Origin of the sequence: Amycolatopsis sp. NPDC049252, from assembly GCF_043197175.1 — a bacterium.
Lineage (GTDB): Bacteria > Actinomycetota > Actinomycetes > Mycobacteriales > Pseudonocardiaceae > Amycolatopsis.
On sequence record NZ_JBICSQ010000061.1, the window covers coordinates 35856 to 55961 of the forward strand.

The 20106-nt window shown below is 71.6% G+C and carries 22 protein-coding genes and 2 pseudogenes; 9 read left to right on the forward strand and 15 right to left on the reverse strand.

Annotated elements, in window-relative coordinates; genetic code table 11:
• The first annotated feature begins 228 nt into the window (after positions 1-228).
• Positions 229-1371: a serine hydrolase domain-containing protein gene (locus tag ACGFMK_RS37150; RefSeq protein WP_392773596.1), complete on the forward strand. Its 1143-nt coding sequence runs from the start codon at positions 229-231 to the stop codon at positions 1369-1371.
• A gap of 117 nt (positions 1372-1488) precedes the next feature.
• Here ACGFMK_RS37150 and ACGFMK_RS37155 read toward each other — a convergent pair whose 3' ends face one another.
• Entirely contained in the window at positions 1489-1911 is a 423-nt protein-coding gene (locus ACGFMK_RS37155) for a MarR family winged helix-turn-helix transcriptional regulator (RefSeq protein WP_392773597.1), read from the reverse strand.
• Between the two features lie 97 nt (positions 1912-2008).
• On the opposite strand from ACGFMK_RS37155, the gene ACGFMK_RS37160 reads away from it, so the two are divergent.
• The 3 genes from ACGFMK_RS37160 to ACGFMK_RS37170 are packed head-to-tail and all read left to right on the forward strand — an operon-like array spanning position 2009 to position 3890.
• Positions 2009-2800 (forward strand): alpha/beta fold hydrolase, encoded by a 792-nt coding sequence (locus tag ACGFMK_RS37160; protein WP_392773599.1) that lies wholly within the window; start codon positions 2009-2011, stop codon positions 2798-2800.
• Positions 2797-3552, forward strand: coding sequence for an MBL fold metallo-hydrolase (locus tag ACGFMK_RS37165; RefSeq protein ID WP_392773601.1), 756 nt, complete (start codon positions 2797-2799; stop codon positions 3550-3552). Before ACGFMK_RS37160 ends, ACGFMK_RS37165 begins: the two co-directional genes overlap by 4 nt.
• A complete protein-coding gene (locus ACGFMK_RS37170; RefSeq protein WP_392773603.1) occupies positions 3549-3890 on the forward strand; it encodes a putative quinol monooxygenase in 342 nt (113 codons plus the stop codon). Before ACGFMK_RS37165 ends, ACGFMK_RS37170 begins: the two co-directional genes overlap by 4 nt.
• 10 nt (positions 3891-3900) lie before the next feature.
• Here ACGFMK_RS37170 and ACGFMK_RS37175 read toward each other — a convergent pair whose 3' ends face one another.
• The 9 genes from ACGFMK_RS37175 to ACGFMK_RS37215 all read right to left on the reverse strand — a co-directional run bounded on the left by ACGFMK_RS37175 (position 3901) and on the right by ACGFMK_RS37215 (position 12341).
• Complete coding sequence (locus ACGFMK_RS37175) at positions 3901-5097, reverse strand: RNA polymerase sigma factor (protein ID WP_392773605.1); 1197 nt, start codon at positions 5095-5097, stop codon at positions 3901-3903.
• A gap of 6 nt (positions 5098-5103) precedes the next feature.
• A complete protein-coding gene (locus ACGFMK_RS37180) occupies positions 5104-5457 on the reverse strand; it encodes a YciI family protein (RefSeq protein WP_392773607.1) in 354 nt (117 codons plus the stop codon).
• Positions 5458-5547: 90 nt separating this feature from the next.
• Positions 5548-6405 (reverse strand): helix-turn-helix transcriptional regulator, encoded by an 858-nt coding sequence (locus tag ACGFMK_RS37185; RefSeq protein WP_392773608.1) that lies wholly within the window; start codon positions 6403-6405, stop codon positions 5548-5550.
• Positions 6406-6802: 397 nt separating this feature from the next.
• On the reverse strand, positions 6803-7069 hold the full coding sequence (locus ACGFMK_RS37190; protein ID WP_392773633.1) for a hypothetical protein: 267 nt from the start codon (positions 7067-7069) through the stop codon (positions 6803-6805).
• Between the two features lie 98 nt (positions 7070-7167).
• On the reverse strand, positions 7168-8415 hold the full coding sequence (locus ACGFMK_RS37195) for an MFS transporter (protein ID WP_392773609.1): 1248 nt from the start codon (positions 8413-8415) through the stop codon (positions 7168-7170).
• Entirely contained in the window at positions 8412-9044 is a 633-nt protein-coding gene (locus tag ACGFMK_RS37200; protein ID WP_392773611.1) for a DUF5825 family protein, read from the reverse strand. The genes ACGFMK_RS37195 and ACGFMK_RS37200 overlap by 4 nt, the downstream gene beginning before the upstream one ends.
• An 11-nt stretch (positions 9045-9055) precedes the next feature.
• Complete coding sequence (locus ACGFMK_RS37205; RefSeq protein WP_392773613.1) at positions 9056-10954, reverse strand: RiPP maturation radical SAM C-methyltransferase; 1899 nt, start codon at positions 10952-10954, stop codon at positions 9056-9058.
• A gap of 20 nt (positions 10955-10974) precedes the next feature.
• Entirely contained in the window at positions 10975-11172 is a 198-nt protein-coding gene (locus tag ACGFMK_RS37210) for a hypothetical protein (protein WP_392773614.1), read from the reverse strand.
• A gap of 497 nt (positions 11173-11669) precedes the next feature.
• Complete coding sequence (locus tag ACGFMK_RS37215; protein WP_392773616.1) at positions 11670-12341, reverse strand: TetR/AcrR family transcriptional regulator; 672 nt, start codon at positions 12339-12341, stop codon at positions 11670-11672.
• Positions 12342-12433: 92 nt separating this feature from the next.
• On the opposite strand from ACGFMK_RS37215, the gene ACGFMK_RS37220 reads away from it, so the two are divergent.
• From ACGFMK_RS37220 to ACGFMK_RS37235, 4 genes and pseudogenes are all read left to right on the forward strand, one after another.
• Entirely contained in the window at positions 12434-13885 is a 1452-nt protein-coding gene (locus ACGFMK_RS37220) for a DHA2 family efflux MFS transporter permease subunit (protein WP_392773618.1), read from the forward strand.
• Between the two features lie 17 nt (positions 13886-13902).
• A complete protein-coding gene (locus tag ACGFMK_RS37225) occupies positions 13903-14310 on the forward strand; it encodes a PPOX class F420-dependent oxidoreductase (RefSeq protein WP_392773620.1) in 408 nt (135 codons plus the stop codon).
• A 15-nt stretch (positions 14311-14325) separates the two neighbouring features.
• On the forward strand, positions 14326-15240 hold the full coding sequence (locus tag ACGFMK_RS37230; protein WP_392773622.1) for an NADP-dependent oxidoreductase: 915 nt from the start codon (positions 14326-14328) through the stop codon (positions 15238-15240).
• A 91-nt stretch (positions 15241-15331) separates the two neighbouring features.
• A pseudogene (locus ACGFMK_RS37235) lies at positions 15332-15571 on the forward strand (SDR family NAD(P)-dependent oxidoreductase); the annotation flags it as partial.
• A 175-nt stretch (positions 15572-15746) separates the two neighbouring features.
• Here ACGFMK_RS37235 and ACGFMK_RS37240 read toward each other — a convergent pair.
• The 5 genes and pseudogenes from ACGFMK_RS37240 to rlmN form a co-directional block, all read right to left on the reverse strand.
• Complete coding sequence (locus tag ACGFMK_RS37240; protein ID WP_392773624.1) at positions 15747-16016, reverse strand: hypothetical protein; 270 nt, start codon at positions 16014-16016, stop codon at positions 15747-15749.
• 30 nt (positions 16017-16046) lie between these two features.
• Positions 16047-16602: pseudogene (locus ACGFMK_RS37245) on the reverse strand (radical SAM protein); the annotation flags it as partial.
• An 8-nt stretch (positions 16603-16610) separates the two neighbouring features.
• The gene (locus ACGFMK_RS37250; protein ID WP_392773626.1) at positions 16611-17558 is read right to left on the reverse strand and encodes a cold-shock protein; all 948 of its coding nucleotides are present in this window, start codon (positions 17556-17558) and stop codon (positions 16611-16613) included.
• A gap of 209 nt (positions 17559-17767) precedes the next feature.
• Positions 17768-18043 (reverse strand): hypothetical protein, encoded by a 276-nt coding sequence (locus ACGFMK_RS37255; protein ID WP_392773635.1) that lies wholly within the window; start codon positions 18041-18043, stop codon positions 17768-17770.
• Between the two features lie 32 nt (positions 18044-18075).
• Complete coding sequence (gene rlmN, locus ACGFMK_RS37260; RefSeq protein WP_392773628.1) at positions 18076-19182, reverse strand: 23S rRNA (adenine(2503)-C(2))-methyltransferase RlmN; 1107 nt, start codon at positions 19180-19182, stop codon at positions 18076-18078.
• A 101-nt stretch (positions 19183-19283) separates the two neighbouring features.
• Between rlmN and ACGFMK_RS37265 the strand changes: the two genes are divergently transcribed.
• The coding region (locus tag ACGFMK_RS37265) for a glycosyl transferase (RefSeq protein ID WP_392773630.1) at positions 19284-20106 on the forward strand (823 nt) is incomplete at its 3' end.

A 20106-nucleotide genomic window follows, 5' to 3' on the forward strand; every position in this document is an offset into this window, starting at 1 on the left:
GCACAGAATTCGGACCAATCCGCGGCGGAAGGTATTGTTTCGCGCCCGCGTGCACTATTCGTCCCCGCGGAATTCGCCACCCATTCATCCGGACCCATGCGAATCCGCGAATAACCCAGGACGGTAGCGCCAGCACTACCCGCGTTCCGGCGGTCAGCGCTACTGATCTTCGCGCCCGGTTCGACCAGCATTCAAGGGGTCGAATCCGGTCGAAGAAGGAGAAATCCGATGCAGAGCAAAGTGCGCACGGGCGCCGTGGTCCTGACCGCGGCGGGACTGCTGGGCGCCGCCCTGACCACCGCGGCGGCCGCGGGCCCGCCCCCGGCGTCCGCCACCCAGCGGAGCCTGGACGCGCTGGTGCGGCAGGAGAAGTTCCCGGCCGCCCTCGCTTCGGTGACCAAGAACGGCCGCACGACGGACCTGGTCGCCGGGTCGTCCCGGCTCGGCGCCCAGGTCCCGGTGCCGCGCGACGGCAGCGTCCGCGCGGGCAGCAACACGAAGACGTTCACCGCGGTCGTCGTGCTGCAGCTCGTGGGCGAGGGCAAGGTCGAGCTGGACGCGCCCATCGAGAAGTACCTGCCCGGCGTGGTGCGCGGCCAGGGCATCGACGGCGGCAAGATCACCGTCCGGCAGCTGCTGCAGCACACCAGCGGCCTCCCGAACTACACCGCGAACATCGGGCTGGAGGACTTCGGGAAGATCCGGCACAAGTTCTTCCAGCCGCACGACCTGCTCGCCGCGGCGCTGGCCCAGCCCGCCGACTTCGCCCCGGGCACCAAGTGGGAGTACAGCAACACGAACTACCTGCTGGCCGGGATGCTCATCGAGCGCGTGACCGAACGCCCGGTGCAGGAACAGATCACCGAGCGCGTGATCCGGAAGGCGGGCCTGCGCCACACGTACTGGCCGCAGCCCGGCGACCAGACCATCCAGGGCCCGCACCCGCAGGGGTACGCCACCAAGACCTTCACCGACCCGGCGATCGTCGACGCGACCGAGCTGGACCCGTCCTGGGGCGGCGCGGCCGGTCAGCTGATCTCGACGCCGAGTGATCTCGCCCAGGTCGACCGCGCACTGCTCGACGGCAAGCTGCTGGCGCCCGCGCAGCTGGCCGAGATGCGCAAGACGGTCGAGTCGACGCTGTTCCCCGGCTGGCGCTACGGCCTCGGGCTGATGAGCATCCCGCTCAGCTGCGGCGGCGTGTACTGGGGCCACGGCGGCGACATCGAGGGCTACGAGACCCGCGGCGGCGCCACGGAGGACGGCCGTTCCGTCGGCCTCGCGGTGACCGCGCTGCCGGGCACCTTCGGCGACGCCGAGAAGGCGGCCACCGCCGTCGTGTCCACTGTGGACACGGCCTTCTGTTCCTAGGGCCACGGCGTTGGGTGCATCCAACGCCCCAACGTGGCATTCGGTGCGTCTGACGCACCCGACGCCACATTGGGCGCAGTGCCGGCCCGGTCGCAATGAGCCTCGGACGCGCGCGGTCTAGGCGGTCGGGTCCGGGCCGAGCGCGGCGTCCAGCAGCTCGCCCAGCTGGTCCAGCTGAGCCTCCGACAGGTCACTGAACGAGGCCTCGGCGACCTCGTCGACAAGGTCCTGGCCGGCGGCGCGCAGCCGCGCGCCCTCCTCGGTGAGCTGGTGCCGGACGGCCCGGCCCGGCCCCGGGACCCGCTCGATCAGCCCGCGGTCGGCCATCCGCGCCGCCAGCGAGCCGAAGGACTGGTCGGTCTGGAACGTCAGCACGGCGAGGTCGTGCAGCGAGGCGTCCGGTTTCCGGTGCAGGTGGCGCAGGGTGTCCCACTGCACCAGCGAAAGCCCCAGCGGCGCCAGTGCCCGGCTCAGCGCGCGGTGGTGGCGGTACTGCAGGCGTTTGACGGCCAGGGCGACCTCGGGCGGGCGGCGAGTCATACGGGTCAGCCTAACCCAACGAGACCAGGTTGCTTACCTAAGGAACCTGATATAAGGTTCCTTAGGTAAGTCCCCGCCGACCCCTGAAGAAGGACCCATGACGAAGCTCCCCACCGCCGGTACCCTCCGGCCCGCCCGCACCGAAACCCGCACCCTCGGCTCCGTCGAGGTCACCGTCCAGGACCGCGACCGCACCCGGCCGTTCCTGCTGCTGCACGGCGGCGGCGGGGTGGCGACCATGGCCGGCTTCGCCGACCTGCTCGCCGAACGCACCCACTCCCGGGTGCTGCTGCCCACCCACCCCGGCTTCGGCGGCACGCCGAAGGCCGCCGAGCTGACGAACGTCGTCGACCTCGCCCGCCTGTACGTCGCCCTGCTGGAGGAGCTCGACCTCACGGACGTCACCGTGGTCGGCAACTCGTTCGGCGGCTGGCTGGCCGCCGAGATCGCCCTGCTGGAGAGCCCGCGGGTCAGCGGCGCGGTGATCATCGACGCCGTCGGGCTCGAGGTCGAGGGCCACGCGCCGACCGACGTGCGCGGGCTCTCCCTGGCCGAAATCCAGGCGTACTCCTGGCACGACCCGAGCAAGGCGCCCGTGGCGCCGGCCGGGGGCACCGCGCCGAGCCCCGACATCGCGGCGCTGATCGGCTACGCCGGCCCGGCCATGACCGACCCGACGCTGGCCAAGCGCCTCGGCGGCCTCGACCTGCCCGTCCACGTCGTCTGGGGCGAGAGCGACGGCATCGTCACCCCGGACTACGGCCGGGCCTTCGCCGCCGCGATCCCGCTGTCGAAGTTCACCCTCATCCCCCGCAGCGGCCACCTGCCGCAGGTCGAAACGCCCGAAGAGCTGCTGGGTGCCCTGCTGGACCTGGGCGGTGTCGCGTGAGCGCCCCCCTGACCGTGACCCGGATCGGGCACGCCTGCCAGCTGATCGAGATCGGCGGGATCCGCGTCCTGACCGACCCGTGGTTCACCCAGACCCCGACGTACTACCAGGGCGAACCGGTCGCCGCGACCGTCGAATCCCTGGGTCGTGTCGACGCGCTCGTGGTCACCCACGAGCACTACGACCACTGCGACCTCGACGCGCTCGTCGCCGGGGGTTTCGACCTGGACACCCCGCTGATCGGGCCGGGCACCGTCGCGGCCATCGCGCGGGACAAGGGGTTCCGCGACGTCCGCGTCGTCGAGGCGTGGGAGTCCGCCACGGTCGGCGACCTCACGGTGACCGCGACGCCGGGCGAGCACGGCGTCCACGAAGTCACCTTCGTCATCCAGGCCGGCGGGCGGACCGTCTTCTTCGGCGGCGACTCGCTGCGCGTCCCGGAGCTGGACACCATTCCGGAGCGCTTCGGCCACGTCGACCTGGCCATCCTGCCGACGAACGGGCTGTGCATCCGGCCGATGGACCTGCGGCAGGTGGTCATGGACGCCGAGGAGGCGGCGGGGCTGACGGCCGCGCTCAAGCCGACCCTGGCCGTGCCGCACCACTACGCGTTCCACAGTGGACGGCTGGGCGACCGGATGATCACCAAGGGCGACCAGGACCCGCGGCACTACGCCGACGCGGTCGCGCGGCTCGCCCCGGAGATCGACGTCCGCCTGGTGCTGCCGGGAACCGTGGTGACGGTCCCGTGAGCGACCGGGAGTTCATGCCCGAGGTGCCGGGCGGCCTCCCGCCCGGCGAGCGGCCGATGGTGGCCGTCGTCCGGGCGGTCCCCGGCCACGAGAGCCAGCTGGCCGCGGCCATCACGACGCTGTCCGCCGCGGTGCGGCGCGAGCCGGGCTGCCGGGAGTTCCGGCCGTTCCGCGACGCCGCGGACCCCGGGGTCTTCCACCTGTACGAGGTCTACGCCGACACGGACGCCTTCCGCGCCCACCTGGCGACCGACCACGTGGCGCGGTTCTTCACCGAACTGGCTCAGCACAGCACTTCGGACGCCGGGGCGCTGGTCCAGCTCGTCGACCTGGTGTGAAGTCACCCGGTCAGGCTCCCGGGGCCAGGCGCGCCCGCCGCGTCCGCAGAAAAGCGCGTTCCGTGTCGTTGGCCGCCCAGGCGATCGCCTCGTCGTAGGCGGCCACGGCCTCCGGGATCCGGCCCAGCCGGCCGAGGAAGTCCGCGCGGGCGGCCGGCAGCAGGTGGTAACCCGGCAGGTGCAGGTCCTCGATCGCGGCCAGCGCCACCGCCGGGCCGTGGACCTCCGCGACGGCGACCGCGCGGTTGAGCGCCACAATCGGGGTCGGCGTGTGCCGCAGCAGCTGGTCGTAGAGCGCCAGAACCTGGGTCCAGTCGGTCGCCGGGCCGTCGGTGTGCACGGCGTTGATCGCGGCCTGCAGCTGGTAGGGCCCGGGCCGGGCGCGGCGCAGGCACCGCCGCACCAGCTCGTGGCCCTCGGCGATCAGGTCCCGGTCCCACAAGGACCGGTCCTGCTCCGCGAGCACCACCAGCTCCCCCGACGGCCCGACCCGCGCCGGGCGCCGGGCCTCGGTGAGCAGCAGCAGCGCCAGCAGCCCGAGCACCTCCGGCTCGTCGGGCATCAGCTCGGCGAGTGCCCGGGCGAGGCGGACGGCGTCGGCGGACAGGTCCGTCCGCAGCAGCTCCCCCGACGTCGACGCGTACCCCTCGTTGAAGACCAGGTAGAGCACGGTGAGCACCGGCGCCAGCCGATCCGGGAGCTCCGCGGCGTCCGGCACCCGGTACGGGATGCCGGCGTCGCGGATCTTCTTCTTCGCGCGGACGATCCGCTGGGCGATCGTCGCCTCCGGCACCAGGTAGGCCCGCGCGATCTCCGCCACCTCCAGCCCGCCGAGCAGGCGCAGCGTGAGCGCGGCCTGCGCGAGCGGCGACAACGCCGGGTGGCAGCAGGTGAAGATCAGCCGGAGCTGGTCGTCGCGCACCGGTCCCCCTTCCTCCGGCTCGTCGGGTTGCCGCAGCAGCAACGCCTGCGCGTGGCGGGCCTCCCGGGTGGACTCCCGGCGCAGGCGGTCGATCGCCCGGTGGCGGGCGGTGGTCACGATCCACGCGCCGGGGTTGGGCGGCGGCGCGTCGTCGTCCCACTTCTGGACGGCGACCGCGAAGGCGTCCTGGACGGCCTCCTCGGCGAGCCCGATGTCCCCGAGCAGGCGCGTCAGCGTGGCCACGCACCGGCCGTACTCCGCCCGGTAGACGGCGTCGAGATCCATCCGCGCTCAGGCTTCCGGGATGTCGTGGAACGGCCGCACCTCTATCGGCTGCCCGCAGGCCAGGGCACACTTTTCGGCCCACGCGAGCGCCTGGTCGAGGTCGTCGCACCGGACCACCCAGAACCCGCCGAGCTGTTCCTTCGTCTCGGCGAACGGGCCGTCGGTCATCGTGGTGGTGCCGCTGCCGGGGCGCACGACCGTCGAGGCGTGCGAGGGCAGCAGGCCGCCGACGAACACCCACGAGCCGGCGGCCTTCATCTCGTCGGTGACCTGGCCGGTCCGGGCCATCTGCGCCCGGACTTCCTCGTCGGTCTCCGGCTGGGTTTCGTCGTACTGGACGGCGAGCAGGTACTGCTTCACGGCGAACTCCTTCCGCGGATCAGGGCTCTCACCTTGGCTACGAACGAGCCCGGCGTCATTCGACACCACCGCGGAACCGAGCGCCCGCCGTCACTCCGGTCCGGCGAACCTGTCCGTGCCCAGCACGGTGAGCAGGGCGAGCTTCTCGTGGCTTTCCGTGCCCGGGGTCGCGGTGAAGACGAGCAGCGACTGGCCCTGGTCCGGCTCGAGCAGCAGCTGGCAGTAGAGGTCCAGGCGGCCGACCTGGGGGTGCGCGAACCGCTTGGTCCCGCTCCACCGCAGGCCCACCTCGTGCCGCTCCCAGAGGCGCGCGAACTCGTCGCTGGCCTGCCGCAGGACGGCGGCCAGCTCCGCTGCGGGTGAGCCGGGACCGCCGCGGGTGACGGCCCCGCGCAGCAGCGCGACGTTGGTCCGGCTGTTCTCGTCGTGCTCGTCGGCGGCGTACCGCTCGCGGGCCGCGGGATCGGTGAACCAGCGGAACGTCGCGCTGCGGGCGTGGCCGGTGTACCCGGTCTCGTCGCCGAGCAGCGCCACCGCGGACGGCGTCTGCAGCAACGTCTCGCCCAGCGGCCCCATGACCTGCGCGGTCGTACCGGCCAGGCCGTCCATCACCCGCATCAGCCCGGGGCTCACGTGCCGCGACCGCAGGTCGCGCCGGGTGGTGGGGTGGCCGGAGAGCAGGAACAGGTGGTCGCGCTCGTCCGGCGTCAGCCGCAGGCCCCGGGCGATGGCCGCGATCATCTGCTCCGACGGCTGCGGCCCGTGGCCACGTTCCAGCCGGGCGAAGTAGTCGGCGGACATCGTGCACAGTTCCGCCACCTCCTCACGACGCAGCCCCGGAGCGCGCCGCCGCACCCCGCGGCGCAGCCCGACGTCCTCCGGCTGCAGCGCCGCGCGCCGGGTGCGCAGGAACGCACCCAGGGTCGCGCGGTCGAACGTGTCGTTCATGGTCCTCATCGTCGGCGCTTCGGTGAGGTTTGGCCACGGTCTGCCAGTCAGTGGCTGAGCGTGTCCTTCCCCCGGCCCGGCGCGGGCCGTGGCCTCGGCGTGATCAACGTACGGGCGCCGGCCCGGGCCGGCGCCCGCGTCGTACACCGGGCCGTTCCTGCTCACGAACCTGCTGCTGGAGCACGTCACCGACCGGGTCGTGCACGTCACCGGCCGGCTGCACACCCGGGGCCGGATCGACCTGGCCGACCTCGACCGGCGCACCCGCAAGGACAACGGGATGGCCGCGCACTCGCGCTCGAACGTCGTCAAGAATCGCCGATCGGTTGCAGCACAAAACCGTCGAACGAATCGCCGGAAAACATTTTCGACGCGCTTTACCGGCGGCTCGAAGCCGTCAGCGGTCGAGCCACGGAGCGAGCAGCTGCTCCAGGTCGGCGTCCGACAACGCCCGCGGCCCACCGTGGAACTCGTGCCAGCGCGAAGCATCACACGCCGCCGTGTACTCCACTTCGAACGCTCGCATCAGGACGTACATGAACGTCACCGAGCTGAACCGCTCACCCAGCAGCGACCGGGCTTCACGGGCGACGTCCGTCGCACCGGTGAAATCCGTGAGCTTCAGCTCGTCCGCGGCCGGATCCAGCAGGCTCGGGGCATACATCACGACAATTTCTCCATCACAGAAGCAGAAAAGAAACCTTCGGCGGATCGCGCACCCTGCACGCTACTCCGCCCGCCAGGCCCGGCTCCCGCGGGACGTCAGGGAGCAGCGTGGTCGCGGGCGGACCAGGCCGCGGGCACGATCGCGACGAGGATTCCGGCGACGGCGACGGTCAGGGTCGCGCGCGTACCCGCCGATTCGGCGAGGAATCCCGCGGCCAGTGCGCCGAGGGGCATGGTGCCCCAGATGAGCACGCGCATGCTCGTGTGGACGCGGCCGCGCAGGGCGTCCGGGGTCAGGTGCTGGCGCCGGGTCATCACGATCACGTTGTAGGTCGTGCCACCGGCGGCGTGGACGACGATTCCCGTGGCGGCCAGTACCAGGCCGACCGGTCCCGGCTGGGCGAGCGGGAGCAGCAGGTGGGGCGGCCACGTCAGCACCGGCACCAGCCAGTTGGCGCGAGCCGCCCCGAGGCGGCGGGTCCAGCGGCCGGTCGTCGCGGCGCCGACGACACTGCCCACGCCCGACAGGGCCAGCAGCACGCCCGCGCCCGCCGCGTCCAGGTGCAGGTCGTGCGTGAAGAACAGGATCTCCATGGACATGATGCCCGCGGTGAAGAACGCGGCGACGGAACTCGCGAGGGCCAGCGGGCGGAGCTGGCGGTGACCGGCGATGTAGCGGAGACCCTCGGCGATTTCGGTGCGCAGCCGCACTTCCCGCGGCCGCGGTGGTATCGGCGGCACGTCGGCCCGGACGCGCGACAGGAGCGCCGCCGAGGCCAGGTAGCCCGCCCCGGTGAGCACCAGCCCGGAGGCGGCACCGATCACGCGGGTGAGCAGGCCGCCGATGCCGGGCCCGGCGGCCGCGGCGACCGACAAGGTGATCTGCAGGCGCGCGTAGCCGGTTTCCAGGTTCTCCAGCCCGATCACCACCGGCAGGTACGCCTGGTAGGCGGCGTCGAAGAAAACGGTCGCGACACCGACGAGCACCGCCGTGACGAGCAGCTGCCCGAAGTCCAGCACACCGGCCCAGCCCGCCACCGGAAGCCCGAAGAACAGCAGCGCCCGGACGAGGTCGGCGCCGACGAGCACCGCGCGGCGGCGGCGGGTCCGGTCGATCCAGGCCCCGGCGGGCAGGCCGATGACCAGGAACGCCACGGTCTCCGCCGCGGTCAGCAGTCCCATCTGCAGCGGGGTGGCGCCGAGGGTGGTCGCGGCGAGCAGGGGCACCAAAGCGGTCGCGGCGGCGGTGCCCAGCTGGGAGGCGGCGTCGGCGGTCCACAGGAACCGGAACGCGCGGTGCCCGCGCAGCCCGGCCGTCGACGTTTCCGGGGAGGCGTCGGTCACGGGCCCGGCTTCGCCGGCGGGATCACCCGGCCGGGTGGCGGACGCCGATCCGCGTGGTAGGGCAGGACCACGGCGTACCCGTCGTCGAACCGCAGGGCGAGCTGGTGAGCCGCCAGCTGGTCGACGAGATCGGCCGCGGTCCCGCCGGACGGCGGCCGGTCCGTGCCGGCCAGGGTCCGGAACGCGCCGACCCAGCCGGCTTCGACGTGGACGCGGTTGATCGGCCCGCCCGGGCGGCTGTCGTGGATGAGGACGAACCCCGGGCCGTACCGGTAGGTGCAGCTGCCCACGCCGTGGGTTTCACGCCAGCGTCGGCCGGTTTCCCCGTCACCTCGTGGTGGCGGCAGATGGCACAAAGCGCGTGCTGGAACGGTGTCCGGCAACGGCTCGCGCAAGGTCCAGTCCATCGGGACGAAGGCCGCCGCGGCGGCGGCGAGCAGGCGCACCATCGTCGCGTCGCGGTGCGCGGAATCGCCGAAGGCGAACGGCTCCGGCAGCCGCAGCCCCTGCGCGCGCCCGGCCAGTCCGGCCACGAGACGCAGTGCGCCGCCGGGATCGGCGTCGATGCGGCCGAAGCCGAGTTCGACCGTCTCGGGCCACGCCGGGTGCGGAGCGGACAGGGTACGCATGGTGCTCCTTCTCAGGCGGACGGCGCGAGCAGCGGCAACGGCAGGCAGGTTTTCCGCGCCAGGGCGGGCGAGGTGGCCAGGGTGATCCACAAGGTGCCGTCGGTGAAGACCAGACCGGCCTCCTCGAGCCGGCGGAGCCAGCGGTCGAAGTCGTCCGGGTCCCATTCGTGGTGCTGTTCATGGTGCTGTTCGGCGAGCACCCGGAGCGGGGCGCGGCCGGTTTCCAGTGCTCGCCACGCCGCGATTTCCCGCGGGTGCTCGAGCACGTGGTCGGCCGGCGCCCAGCCGTGGCGCCGGTCCCGGATCACCACGACGTCATCGATGGTGCGGGCGATCAGCGCGCTCCCCGGATACCCCGCCGTCCACGCGGCCAGCGCGTCGACCAGCGGTCTGACCTCCTCGGCCGTGAGCCCCTGGTCCGGGGTGTCGAAGGAGTAGACGAGCTCGGCGAGCCGCTCCGGGTCGTCGATGTCGTGGACGAGGCGCGAGCCCGCCGCCGGGCGGCGCTCGGTGAAGCCCTGGCGCGGGTCGTCGAAGTTCGGCGAAAACCGTTGCAGGGCGATCCGTGCCGCACCGCTGGGCGGTTGCAGGTGCACCAGGGCGGGCAGCTGGGCCACGACCGCGGCGTAGTCCGCCACGCGTTCGCCCGGAAACCCGTACAACCAGTTCCAGGCGATGGTGAGCCCGGCCGAGGCACCGTCGCGCAGCATCCGCACGTTGTGCGCCCCGCGGACACCCTTGCGCATCCGGTGCAGGACGTCGTCGACCAGGCTCTCGACGCCGGGCTGGACCTCCCACACCCCGGCCGCCCGCAGCGCGTCGACGTCCTCGACCTGCGCGTTGGCCTTGATCTCGTAGTGGATGCGCAGGTCGTGGCCGGCGGCGGCCAGCTCCGGCAGCGCCGACCGGTAGTACTCGTTCGGCAGGATGTTGTCGATCGTGGTGACGTCGAGGACCCGGTGCCGGCGCACCAGCCCGAGCACCTCGTCCACAAAGGACCCGGCCGGCTTGGCCCGGTAGGTCATCGCGGTGCCGTTGAGACCGCAGAAAACGCAGTGGTGTTTCGCGCCCCACCAGCAGCCGCGGGAGGACTCCACCACCAGCTCCGGTTCGACGCGGGCGGCGACGGAGGCGGGAATGGCGGCGAACCAGTCGTCGTAGTCGGGTGTCGTGATCGACGTCGGCGGGACCAGCCGGGACGGGCACGGGCTGACCCGGGTGGCGCCGTCGTCGTCACGCCAGCACAGCTGGGGCACGTCGTCGAGGGCGTCGCGGGTGCCGGTCGCGTGGCATTCGGCCAGCGCCAGAAGCAGTTTCGGAAACGTCACGTCGGCCTCGCCGCGCAGGACGTAGTCGACGAACGGGTACGCCCGGTGCAGCGCCACGCCCATCGGACCGTCGGCCGAGTAGCCGCCGACCAGGATCCGCACGCCGGGCCGCCGGTCCTTGATCCGCCGGGCGACGGCGAGGCTGGCGATGGTCTGGCTGAAGGTCGCGCTGAAGCCGACCAGTTCCGGCTCGCCGTCGAGAATCGCGTCGGCGGCCTGATCGGTGAATTCCTCCGCGAGCTCACGAACCGCCGCGGCGACGCGGAAGGGCAGTCCGGCCCGACGGGCCAGATCCCGCATGCCCGCATATCCGAAATCGGGTCCGTTGAGCGCGCCCGCGAAGATCCATTCACCGAGCGAATGGTGGAACCCGGTGTCCGCCATTTCCGCGTAATCGCCCACGGTCAGACCGGCCCGCAGCATCAGGTCGGCGAAAGCGAGACTGCCGTGGTAGGAAACCGGGACCGGAAGTCCCTCCCGTGCGCACGCCGCGCGCAGTACGCCGAGCGCGAGGGAAGGGCGGTGCAGCGAGTGCCACGGCATCGACACCAGGCAGGTGCGGGGAACGGGCCCGCGGGGCATCGAACCGCCTGTTCCGCCGGTCAGTGCGGTTTCGCGGCGGTCGAACCGGCCTCGTTGTACATGGTCACGCCACGGCCGGTGCCACCGTGTTCGTCACGCTCGGCCAGCCGCGTCACGGTGAGCGCGGCGGTGGTCCGGACCTCGCGGCCGGCATCGGAACGACCGTCGGATTCCGCGAGATTCGTCACCGGGAGTACGCCGGCAGGTGTGGGTGTCATCTTTCCCCCTCGTTTCGACACGAATTCCGAAACTCGGTGCCGCACCGACGAAGGTCGTCCGCCGGCCGCCCCGCGACTACAGGGTAATTCCCGCGAGGCTCACCGGTAAAGCGCTTCCCCGAATCGAAATGGTCACCGATCGAGCCTCGGAGCCGGCACCGCCTCGAGATCGGCGACCGACAACGCCCGCGACCCACCGTGGAACTCGTGCCACCGCGACGCTTCGCACGCCGCTGTTTACTCCACCTCGCTTCCCGGGCCGGGCGCATACATCAGGGTCGGCGCGATTCCGGGTTCCTGGCCGTGCCGCGCAAGGCGACCGCCGGGCGCGGGAACGCCCGCGGCGCACGCAAGCTCGCAGTGAGTGAAGCATCGGTGACCGAGGCCCACCTCGACGACCTGGCCGGCGTTGGGCACGTCTTCGCGACCACGAGCACATGAAATCGGTGCGCGGTGGTGTCGTTCGAGCAGAACGGCGATCCCGCCGAGATCCGCGATCAGGTCCTGGCGAGAAGCTGGTCGAGCACCCGGTCGAGACCGAAGACGAACAGCTCGTCGTCCGGCCACCCGGCATCGACGAACCCGGACGTGCTGAGGGTCGGATAGCGCTCGGCGGAATCGAGGATGTACGCGCGGACCTTGGCGATCGCGGCCGGGTCGTCCAGCCGGCGCCAGGTGGCGTCCGCCATCGCCGCCCCGAGCACGAAGCCGGCAAGGGTGCGGGTCGCGGCCGCGAGTTCCAGCCCGGCCAGCCCGGCCTCGACGAGCTTCGCCTGGATGAACTCGGTGCGCGCCAGCACGTTGGGTCCGAGCAGCGGGCGGCCGAGCAGGGCGGGCGACCACGGATGGGCGAGCATCGCGGCGCGCCAGCCGACGAGCAGCGTCCGGAGCCCGGCCCGGGGCTCCGAGCCGGGCGGGGGCACCGGCACTTCGCCGACGACGTGGTCGAGCGCGAGGTCGAGCAGGTCTTCCTTGGTCGCGACGTGCCAGTAGAGCGCGGTGGAAGTCACCTCGAGCCGTTCGGCGAGCTTGCGCATCGTCAGCCGTTCCGCCCCCGACGCGTCGAGCTCGGCGATCGCCGCGGTGATGATCCGCTCGAGGGTGAGCGGGGTGCTCCGTCTCGGCGGTCGCGGCGGCTCGTCCCGCAGCCAGAGGACGTCGTTGGTCATGACCGAGCACCTTACCCGGCAACACTTGACTTATCATCGGTAAGTTAATATAACGTCGGTAAGTCAAGTCCGTGAGCGAGCGAAGGTCCCCCATGAAATCCGAAGCCGTCCCGAACCGGTGGCTCGCGCTCGTCGTTCTGAGCCTGGCGCAGCTGACGGTCATCCTGGACTCCACGATCGTCAACATCGCCCTGCCGACCGCCCAGCACGACCTGGCGTTCTCCGACGACAACCGCCAATGGGTCGTCACCGGTTACGCCCTCGCCTTCGGCAGCCTGCTGCTCCTCGGCGGCCGCCTCGGCGACCTCTACGGACGCAAACGCCTGTTCGTCATCGGCATGCTCGGCTTCGCGGCCGCCTCCGCCCTCGGCGGCGCCGCGGACGGGTTCACCCTCCTGCTGATCGCCCGGATCGCCCAAGGCGCCTTCGCCGCGATCCTCGCCCCCGCCGCGCTGGCCATGGTCTCGGTGACCTTCGCCGGCAACGCCGACGAACGCGGCCGCGCCTTCGGCGTCTTCGGCGCCATCTCCGGCGCCGGCGGCGCACTCGGCCTGCTCCTGGGCGGCGTCCTCACCCAGAACCTGTCCTGGCGCTGGTGCCTCTACGTCAACGTCGTCATCGCCGCCGTCGCCATCGCCGGCGCCCTGGTCTTCCTCGTCGACCACGTCCACCCGGAACGCACCCGGCTCGACGTCGCGGGCACCGTTCTCGCCCTGCTCGGCCTGTTCGGCATCGTCTACGGCCTCGGCAACGCCGCCACCCGCGGCTGGACCGACGCCTGGACCCTCGGCCCGACCGCGCTCGGCGCACTTCTCGTCGTCGCGTTCGTCGTGGTCGAACGCCGGGTCCGGGACCCCTTGCTACCGCTGTCGGTGGTCCTGGACCGCGACCGCGGCGCGTCCTACCTCACCATCGGGATCTCCGGTACCGGCGGCTTCGCCGTGTTCCTCTTCGTCACCTACTACCTGGCCGACACCCTGAAGTTCACGCCGGTGCAGAGCGGCCTCGCGTTCCTGCCCATGGTCGTCCTGGTCATGGCCGGCGCGGTGTTCTCCGGCGCGGTGCTGCTCCCCCGCGTCGGACCTCGCCCGATGGTGCCGCTCGGCAGTCTCCTCGCCGCGGTGGGCATGGTCCTGCTCACCGGCCTCGACGCCGGCTCGACCTACACCGGAGGTGTGCTTCCGGGCCTGCTCGTCATCGGTCTCGGTCTCGGCATGGTCTTCGGGCCAGGACAGAACGCGGCCACCAGCGGCGTCCGGCCGCACGAAACCGGCGTGGCGTCCGCGATGGCCAACATCACCCAGCAGGTCGGCGGCTCGATCGGCTTGGCCGTGTTCAGCTCCCTCGGCGCGACCGCCACCGCGAGCTACCTCACCGCCCACGCCACCACCGCGAGCGACCCCGCCACCCTCGCTGCCGCGACATTCGCCGGCTACCACTTCGTGTTCTGGATCGCCGCCGCCCTGTTCCTCGCCGGCGCGCTGCTCGCCGCCGGGCTCTTCCGCAGCGGCCCCCTGACCGTCGATCCCGCCCTCACCCACTGACCGACCCGAGGAGACACATGTTCACCGAAAAGGAAATCCAGTACCTGGCCGATCAGCCGCTGTGCCGCGTGGCCACCGCCCAGCCCGGCGGCACCCTCCAGGTCAGCCCGGTCGGCTTCACCTACAACCCCGACACGCAGACCATCGACCTGATGGGCCTCAACCTCCGCAAGAGCCGCCGGTTCCGCAACGTCGCCGACAACGGACGCATCGCCCTCGTCATCGACGACGTCCCCAGCACCGACCCCTGGCGCGTCCGCTCACTGGAGATCCGCGGGCACGCCGAGGCGCTCACCGACGTCGAAACCCCCGGCCACCACGACAACGCGATGATCCGCGTCCACCCGCAGCGCATCATCGCCATCGGTGTCGAGGACTGGGACGTCGACTACACGCAGCAGACCCCCCACAGCCGCAACGTCTGACAGGAGACGATCACCATGAAAGCAGTGCAGTTCAAGCAGTACGGCGGCCCCGAGGTCCTGCAGATCGTGGACCTGCCCGACCCGCACCCCGGCCCCGGCCAGGTCCGGATCAAGGTCCACGCGGCCGGGATCAGCGCCAGCGACACCAAGATCCGCCGCGGCGAACTCAGCTTCGGCGCCACTCTCCCCCAAACCACCGGCGCCGACGTCGCAGGCATCGTCGACGAAATCGGTGACGGCGTCACCGACCTCGCCGTCGGCGACCGCGTCTTCGGCATCTCCGACGACCAAGCCGCCGCCGCCGAGTTCGCGTTGCTGACCTTCCGGGCGATCATCCCGCCGTCACTCGGGTTCGTCGACGCCGCCGGCATTCCCGCCGCCCTCGAAACCGCCACCCGCGGCCTCGACCAGCTCCACGTCACCACCGGTACCACCCTGTTCGTCAACGGCGCCTCCGGCGGTGTCGGCACCGCAACCGTCCAGCTCGCCCTCGCCCGCGGCGCAAGGGTGATCGGCTCCGCCGGCGCCCGCAACAGCGGCTTCCTGAGCACCCTGGGCGCGGAACCGGTGACCTACGGCGACGGCATGACCGACCGCGTCCGCGCCCTCGCTCCGGACGGCGTCGACGTCGCCCTCGACGTCGCCGGCAACGGCGTGCTGCCCGAGCTCATCGCCCTCACCGGCGGGGAAGCGAAGAACGTCATCACCGTCGCCGACTTCACCGGCGCCGAGCAGCACGGCGTCCACTTCAGCAACGGCTTCGCCGACGGCAACGCCTTCCACGCCCTCGCCACCATCGGCAAGCTCATCGAAGCCGGCAAGTTCTGGCTCCCGGTCGAACGGACCTACCCGCTGGCCGACATCACCGCAGCCCACCACGCCGCCGAAACCGGGCACGTCCGCGGCCGGCTAGTCCTCATCGTCAACTGAAGGAAGCGCCGATTTCCTGGGCCCTCGTCACGGGTTCGACGAGCGGATCGGGCGGGCAACCGCCCGAAAGCTGGCCGAAGACGGGTACGCGATCGTCGTCTGCGGTCGCGACGAGCAGCGAGCCACCGAAACTCGCAAGACCATCGAGTCCGCCGGCGGCCAAGCGGTCGCACTCATCGCCGACCCCACCGTTCCCGCCGAGATCCGGCGGCTGATCGCCGCAACGCGGGAAGCGACCAAGAACGGCACCGCCGACGTCCTGGTCAACAACGCCGACGGCGGATTCGCGCCGACCGAGGACATGTTCCACACAGCCTTCGCCCTCAACGCGAAAGCGCCCTACCTTCTCACCACCGTTTTCGCTCCTGCCATGGCGAACGCGGCCGCGGCGCGATCGTCAACGTCGGCAGGAGTAGCGCAGGAACCAGGTCCCAGTGTTCGGCAGAGATCGAGAAGGCTCTGGGGCGCTGAGTCCGGTTCGCGCCGTCCGAACCGGCTGCACACAATCAGCGGTCAAGCCACGGAGCGAGCAGGTTCTCCAGGTCGGCGTCCGACAACGCCCGCGGCCCACCGTGGAACTCGTGCCACCGCGACGCATCACACGCCGCGGTGTACTCCACCTCAAACGCCCGCATCAACACGTACATGAACGTCACCGAACTGAACCGCTCACCCAACAACGACCGCGCCTCCCGGGCGACATCCGTCGCACCGGCGAAGTCCGCCAGCTTCAACGACTCCGCAGCCGGGTCCAACAGGCTGGGCGCATACTTCACGACAAACACTCCATCACAGAAACGAACAACTCAGCCTTCAGCGGCCACCTGACCACAAGCCGCGGCGATGTCCTGGCCCCGGGTATCCCGCACCGTGCACGCCACACCACCGGCGTTCACCAGGCGGACGAACTCGCGCTCCACCGGCTTCGGCGACGCATCCCACTTCGAACCCGGCGTCGGGTTCAACGGAATGACATTGACGTGCACCAGCTGACCCAAGTGCTTGCGCAGCCGCTTTGCCAACAGCTCGGCCCGCCACGGCTGATCGTTGATGTCCCGGATCAACGCGTACTCAATGGACACCCGCCGCCCCGACGTGTCGGCGTAATACCGGGCGGCAGAAAGAACTTCGTCCACCGACCGCGCTCGTTCACCGGCACCAACGTGTCCCGCAGCTCGTCGTCCGGCGTGTGCAACGACACCGCCAGCCGCACCTGCATCTTCTCGTCCGCCAGCTTCCGGATCGCCGGCGCCAACCCACCGTCGACACCGTCACCGAACGCTGCCCGATCCCCAGACCACCCGGCGCGGGATCCGTGATCCGCCGGACCGCGGCCACCACGCGCTTGTAGTTGGCCAGAGGCCGCCTCGTCAGATGCGTTCGATGCGGTCGGCCTGCGGACCCCGGTCGCTCTGACGCACCGCGTACCGGACCCGGTCACCCTTCTGCAGCGGCTCCGACCCCAGGATCACGGACACGTGGGCGAAGAGATCGTCGCCGCCTGCGTCCGGGGTGATGAAGCCGAAGCCGCGGTCGCCGTCGTAGCGCGCGACGACGCCCTCGCCGCCTCGTACGGGCACGTCCCGCGCCGCCGGCCCTGCGGCCGCGGCAGGTGCCGACCGCTGCGGCGCCGTCTTGGGCTCGGCGCCCCGGACCAGGTGCACGTCGCGGGCCTGCGGGCCCTTGTCTCCACTAGCCACCTCGTAGGCGACGCGGTCGCCCTCCGCGAGCCACGTCAGCCCCTCGGCCAGGGCCCGGGCGTGCACGAAGACATCCCCGGCGCCGGAGTCGGGGTTGATGAAGCCGAAGCCCTTGTCCTCGTCGTACCAGGCCACCGTGCCGTCGGCACCGTCCGCGATACCAGCCGCAGCGGGTGCGCCGGCCCCTGCTCCCAGCGGGATCACGTGCCCGGCCTGCGGGCCGCGCTCGCCTTCGACGATCAGGAAGGCCACCCGCTGCCCCTCGGTGACCACGCCGCCGGTCACGATGGCGGAGCTGTGCACGAAGATGTCGGCGCCGCCGCCGTCCGGCGACGCGAAGCCGTACCCCTTGCCCGGCTCGTACCAGTTGACGGTGCCGAGCAGGCCCACGGCGCTGCCGGTGGCCGCATCGGCGGTGACGCGAACGCGCAGCGCCTCGGGCCCGCGGTCGTTCTCGCCGACCTCGAACACGACGGCCTGACCCTCGCGGAGCGCTTTCGCGCCGCCGTCCCCGACGATCTCGGAGGCGTGCACAAACACGTCCGGCGAGCCGTCCTCGGGCGCGAGGAAGCCGAAACCACGTTCGGCGTCGAACCAGCGGACAGTCCCTTGCGGCATCAAAGGCTCCAGGTCGAGAGGGCGGGCACTGGCCCCCAGTCTCTCTGACAGACCTCCGGGCCGTCGGGCCGGGCCCACATGCGGGCGGTGCGGAGCCAGGGGCGGGTCGTTGGTTCAAGTGGCAGCTGGACACGCTCAGGTGCCGGGCGGTGTCCAGCTGTTATGGGTTCGAGCCGACGAGGTCGCGGGCACCCATCTCAGGGGGCCGATCAGCGATCAAGCCACGGAGCAAGCAGTTTCTCCAGGTCAGCGTCCGACAGCGTCCGCGGTCCGTCATGGAATTCATGCCACCGCGCAGCATCCCGCGCCGCGATGTACTCCACCTCGAACGCCCGCATCAGCACATACATGAATGTCACCGAGCTGAACCGCTCACCCAACAGCGTCCGCGCCTCGCGGGCCATCTCGGTGGCACCGCGACCGACCACGTTCCCGAGCCGAAGCTCGTCCGCAGCCGGATCCAACAGGCTGGGGGCATACATCACGACAAACACTCCACCATCGAAACCAACAAATCTCAGCCTTCAGCGGCCAGCTGCCCACAGGCCGCGGCGATGTCCTGGCCGCGGGTGTCCCGCACCGTGCACGCGACACCGCCGGCGTTCACCAGGCGCACGAACTCGCGCTCGACCGGCTTCGGCGACGCGTCCCACTTGCTGCCCGGGGTGGGGTTCAGCGGGATGACGTTGACGTGGACCAGCTGGCCCAAGTGCTTGCGCAGCCGCTTCGCGAGCAATTCGGCACGCCACGGCTGGTCGTTGATGTCCCGGATCAACGCGTACTCGATCGAGACCCGGCGCCCTGAGGTGTCGGCGTAGTACCGCGCGGCAGAGAGAACTTCGTCAACCGACCAGCGCTCGTTCACTGGCACGAGCGTGTCCCGCAGTTCGTCGTCCGGCGTGTGCAGCGACACGGCGAGGCGAACCTGCATCTTCTCGTCAGCCAGCTTCCGGATCGCCGGCGCCAGGCCCACGGTCGACACCGTCACCGAACGCTGCCCGATCCCCAGACCACCCGGCGCGGGATCCGTGATCCGCCGGACCGCGGCCACCACGCGCTTGTAGTTGGCCAGGGGCTCGCCCATGCCCATGAAGACGATGTTCGACAGCCGCCCGGGGCCACCGGGCATCTTGCCGTCGCGCATGACCGCCGCTGCCGAGCGGACCTGGTCCACGATCTCCGCCGTCGACAGGTTGCGGTCGAGCCCGCCCTGGCCGGTCGCGCAGAACGGGCACGCCATGCCGCAGCCGGCCTGGCTCGAGATGCACAGCGTGGCGCGGTCCGGGTAGCGCATCAGGACGCTCTCCAGCAGCGTGCCGTCGTGGGCGCGCCAGAGCGTCTTGCGGGTCGCGCCGTCGTCGGCCGCCAGCGCGCGGACCTCGGTCAGCAGCGTCGGCATCAGCGACTCGACCAGCTTCGAGCGCGACGCCGCCGGGATGTCCGTCATCTCCGCCGGGTCGACCGTCAGGCGCGAGAAGTAGTGGTTCGACAGCTGCTTCGCGCGGAACGGCTTCTCCCCCAGCTCGGCCACCGCGGCCGCGCGGTCGGCCACCGAAAGGTCGGCGAGGTGGCGCGGCGGCAGGCCACGCTTGGGGGCGTCGAAAACAAGCGGAAGGGCAGTCATAACTCCTCCAGTGTCCCACGCGGCATCCGGCACCACCCCAGCCACCCGCACGGCTGTTCCCCAGGTCACGGCCCGGCCGTGGGATCTGGGAGGCTCGCCGGGTGAAGATCCTGTTCGCGACCGCCCCCGGCTACGGCCTGACGCTGCCGCTCATCCCCCTGATCTGGGCCGCGCGCGCCGCCGGCCACGAGGTCCTGCTCGCGACGTCCTCCGAGATGGTCGACGCCGGCGCACGCGCCGGGCTGCCCGCCTACGACGTCTTCCCGCAGCGGGACGTCTGGAACGACCTGATGGGCAGCGTCGCGGGCCACGGCACGCCCGAGGACGAGCTCCCCGAGGAGTACCGGCTGGCCCGGCGGGCGGGCAATCCCTTCGGGCTGTTCACCGTGACCATGACCGAGGGCACGATCGAGGCCGGGCGGCTGTTCGGCGCCGACCTCGTCGTCCACACCTCCGACCACGCCGCCGGGATGCTCGCCGCCGCGGCTCTCGGCGTGCCCGCGCTGGAGGTCGGCAACCGGGTCTCGTGGTCCGTGCGCGACGCGGACTGGCGGGCGGAGCACCACGTCTTCGGTGAGGACGAGGTCAGCGACCTGATGCGGGCCAAGCTCGGCATCGGCGACGCGAAACCGGCCGTGCTCGCCAGGGTCGACCCGCGCGCGCCCAGCATGGGCGGGCTGGCCGCCGGCCAGGAGCACCCCGACGAGCGCGACGGCGTCCCGTGGTGGGCGATGCGGTTCGTGCCCTTCAACGGCGGCGCCGTCGTGCCGGACTGGGCGTTGCGCCGCCCGGACCGCCCGCGGATCGCCGTCACGCTCGGCACGGTGGTGCCGGTGATGTCCGGGGTCAGCAGCCTGGCCGTCGTGCTGGAGGCCCTCGGCGGGTTGGACGTCGAGGTCGTGCTCGCCGCCGGGACCGCGGACC